This is a genomic window from Pluralibacter sp. (genome assembly GCF_019237635.1).
In the GTDB taxonomy this organism is placed as follows: domain Bacteria; phylum Pseudomonadota; class Gammaproteobacteria; order Enterobacterales; family Enterobacteriaceae; genus Enterobacter_B.
In genome coordinates, this window is sequence record NZ_JAFAGS010000046.1 from 1 (window position 1) to 3471 (window position 3471).

At 49.4% G+C, this 3471-nt stretch carries 3 protein-coding genes and 1 pseudogene; all 4 read left to right on the plus strand.

What is annotated here, in order from left to right; all coding sequences use genetic code 11:
• Nucleotides 1–1922 (plus strand): hemagglutinin repeat-containing protein (locus JO226_RS05130; protein WP_293494205.1); only part of this gene is annotated, 1922 nt, incomplete at its 5' end.
• Entirely contained in the window at nucleotides 1919–2551 is a 633-nt protein-coding gene (locus JO226_RS05135) for a hypothetical protein (RefSeq protein WP_293494208.1), read from the plus strand. The genes JO226_RS05130 and JO226_RS05135, both read left to right, overlap by 4 nt.
• A 127-nt stretch (nucleotides 2552–2678) precedes the next feature.
• Nucleotides 2679–2981, plus strand: a complete 303-nt coding sequence (locus JO226_RS05140) for a hypothetical protein (protein WP_293494210.1) — start codon at nucleotides 2679–2681, stop codon at nucleotides 2979–2981.
• 66 nt (nucleotides 2982–3047) lie between these two features.
• Nucleotides 3048–3471, plus strand: a pseudogene (locus JO226_RS05145) (hypothetical protein); the annotation flags it as partial.

Sequence of the window (3471 nt, forward strand, 5' to 3'; positions counted from 1 at the left end):
AAAACACCTCTGCCCTGACCGGAAAAAATGAGAGCAAGGGTGGCACCGTCGGTATCGGCATTGGTGCAGGCTCCGGCGGCTGGGGGATTCAGATTTCCGCCAGCGTCAACAAGGCCAGCGGCAAAGAGACCGGCAACGGCCTTACCCATACTGAAAGTACCCTCACGGCAGGCAATAACGTCACGATGAAGAGCGGACGTGACACCCTCCTGACCGGGGCTCAGGTGAGCGGCGATTCGGTGAAAGCCGTGGTGGGCCGCGACCTGATGATGACCAGTGAGCAGGACAGCGATAAATACGACGCGAAACAGCAGAGCGCCAGTGCTGGCGGAACGTTTAATATCGGCTCCATGTCCGGCTCTGCCAGCGCCAGTGTGAGCCGGGACAAAATGCACTCGAACTATCAGTCAGTGCAGGAGCAGACCGGTATCTTTGCAGGTAAAGGCGGGTTTGATATTGATGTGGCGAATCACACTCAGCTTAACGGTGCGGTGATTGCCAGCAGTGCGGATGCAGACAAAAACAACCTGAGTACCGGGACGCTTGGCTGGCGTGATATCCACAATGAAGCGGACTACAAAGTTGAGCATGCAAGTGTGGGCCTGAGTACCGGGGGCAGCATCGGCAGCCAGTTTGCGGGTAACGCGGCGAATGGTCTGCTGAGCGGTCTGAACAACAATGGTCACGATGAAGGGACCACACAGGCGGCAATTGGCGCGGGCACCATCACCATTCGCGACAAGGATAACCAGACGCAGGATGTGGCAAGCCTTGACCGCGATACGGCGCATGCGAACGGCAGCATCGACCCGATATTCGACAAAGAGAAAGAGCAGCAGCGTATCCGTGAGGCACAGCTGATTAGCGAGATTGGCAGCCAGGCCGGTGATATTGCGACGACGCAGGGGGCCATCCAGGGGCTGAATGCGCAGAAGGACCCGAAAAAACTGGCGGAAGCCCGGGCACAGCTGGAAAGCGAGGGCAACCCCTTCACCGATGCGGATGTGGCCGGACAGGCCTACAACACCGCGATGGCGCAATGGGGAACGGGCAGCGCCATCCAGATGGGGATACAGGGTGCTACGGCGGCGCTGAGCGGGCTGGCGAACGGTAACCTTGCCGGTGCAATAGCCGGGGCGTCTGCGCCGGTCCTGGCGGATATGATTGGTCACCATATGGGGATTGATAATAACCCGGAAGCCAGAGCGGTTGCGCATGCAGTGCTGGGTGGTGTTGTGGCAGAGCTGAATGGTGGCAGTGCAGCCGCAGGGGCTGTGGGTGCGGCAAGTGGAGAACTGGCAGCCACTGCCATCGCGCAGGCGCTGTACCCGGACAGAAAGCCAGGCGATTTGTCACAGAGCCAGAAAGATATGGTGACGGCACTGGCGACAGTGGCGGCCGGTATGGCCGGGGGAATTGCGGGTGGCGATGCTTCGGGTGCAATGAGCGGGGCTCAGGCCGGGAAGAATGCGGTTGAGAATAATAGCCTAGGCGAAAAAGACAAGAAGTTACCTGTCTATGACATTCTTCCGGGCTGGCTAAAACCAGGGATAGTGGATGATGATGGAAGTGTGCAAGGCGCTGGCGGAAAGGTTATTATCATTAATAAATCAAAGTATCCTGAGTCAGCTAAACATATTGAAGAAGCTCAGGCGGCAGGTAAACCGGCAGTCTTAACGATAGATCGTAGTGGTGCAACGAAGAGACGACAAGAATCCTTGAAGGATACACCACCGGTGAAAGGCAAGGATCGCGATGAGTACCCGCCAGCGATGTTTAAGGAGGGTGGTAGTGGGGCTTCTGTTAGACCTATCACGCCTTCCGATAACCGGGGAGCAGGGGCTTGTATTGGTGCACAATGTAGAAATTTACCAGATGGCACACCTGTGATTATAAAGACAGATGGAGGAAGTAAAAAATGAGTGTTTTTGTGGAAAAATTACTATCCATTTGTGGCGATGAGTTATCATCAAATCAAACGGTTAAGGCTTGCACAGAATTGTTCAATTCATCATTAGCTATAGAGTTAGATGAGTTGTTGACAGCAAAAAATGGTTTTTATGCTTTTGAATCAGCTCTACATGTTTTTCCATATGAAACAACTGATAAGGAAATCGGGTTATGTGACTGGAATAAGAAAATGCTTTGGATATCTTCTTATGAAGATATGGCTATAGATGCTTTATATTTTGCTGAAGATATTTTTGGTGGACAGTTTTGCTTGAGAAAAGATGGAGTGTATTATTTTGATCCTGAAACAGCAGAGTTCAACAAACAAGCTGTTACAATAAACGATTGGTGTAAGTTAATCTTGTCAGATTATAGGATAATCACTGGTTATCCCTTAGCGCATTCATGGCAAAAATTAAATGGTGTTATCCCTTCAGGATATCGATTAGTACCCAAAATTCCATTCGTTGTTGGGGGGGCGTATGATCTTGATAATTTATACCTCTGCTGTTCGTATGAATCGTTGAGGACAAGGGCTGATCTTGCATTACAGATAAGAGACATGCCTGACGGAAGCAACATCCAAATAGTCGTAAAATGATTGTTAATAGGGCTGTCGTGTGGTTGAAAAACGCGAGTCGGGGAAAAATGCTTGCTGAGGCACAATACCTCAGCAAAGAAATTCTGTAACCTTCTGACTTAACAGGAAAAATGCCAGACCATTCTCAATGTTCGTGTCGGAACGAGTTGTTGATGAGGATAACTCGCTGGCAAATGTATTAGCTGACGCTAATAAAGCTAAACCGGGCGCAGCAGAGAAATGGCAGGAACAACAGCAGGTTGCAATTAAAGAGGCTTGTAGCGGAAATACGCCGATGTATTGCCAGCAGGCCGTTGCGGGGACTGTGATGTCTGGTGGTGTGCTTCCTGAAGCGATGGTTATTTCTGAGGTAATTAGCTCGGGTGTTGTTACTGCTATTGATTATGGAATAACAGGCTCAGTTGAGCCTAATAATGGCTTTGTTGAATAAATCGAATTTCCGTGATTTTAGAGCGTTCTAGCGGTGTTTGAAATGCTGTAACTGATTGATTTATAGTTGTTAAAAGTTTGCTATTTGCTTCATCAATCGAGAAAAAGGGAATTATTCAACAAAGCCCCTAATAATGTCATGGCAGCATATTGTGGTGGGGCTTTGACTCGATATACTGGCTTTAAATCCACGGTTTTTATTAATGCTGCAATAGGTGGGGCAACCAGTTCTATTGATGGAAAGAACCCGTTCCTGTATGGAACAATTAACGGTGTCGGAAGTGCTATTGGTTATGGCATTGGTAATAAAATCATTACGCCTATGTTGGATGATGCTATCAATCCTACGTGGAAAGCATTACATTGGGATGATATTGGTATGGGGATGTCGCAGCCTTCCCGATTAAGTCCCGTCCCTGGGATAATTGGTACAGGTGGCGGAGGTGTCGCTGGAGAAGTATTTAATGTTGTAGCTGATCCAAACAAGCCAG

Bases quoted from the DNA above. Each gene is read 5' to 3' on its own strand.
- JO226_RS05135 (WP_293494208.1), top strand. From the start codon at position 1,919: ATGAGTGTTTTTGTGGAAAAATTACTATCCATTTGTGGCGATGAGTTA.
- JO226_RS05140 (WP_293494210.1), top strand. From the start codon at position 2,679: ATGTTCGTGTCGGAACGAGTTGTTGATGAGGATAACTCGCTGGCAAAT.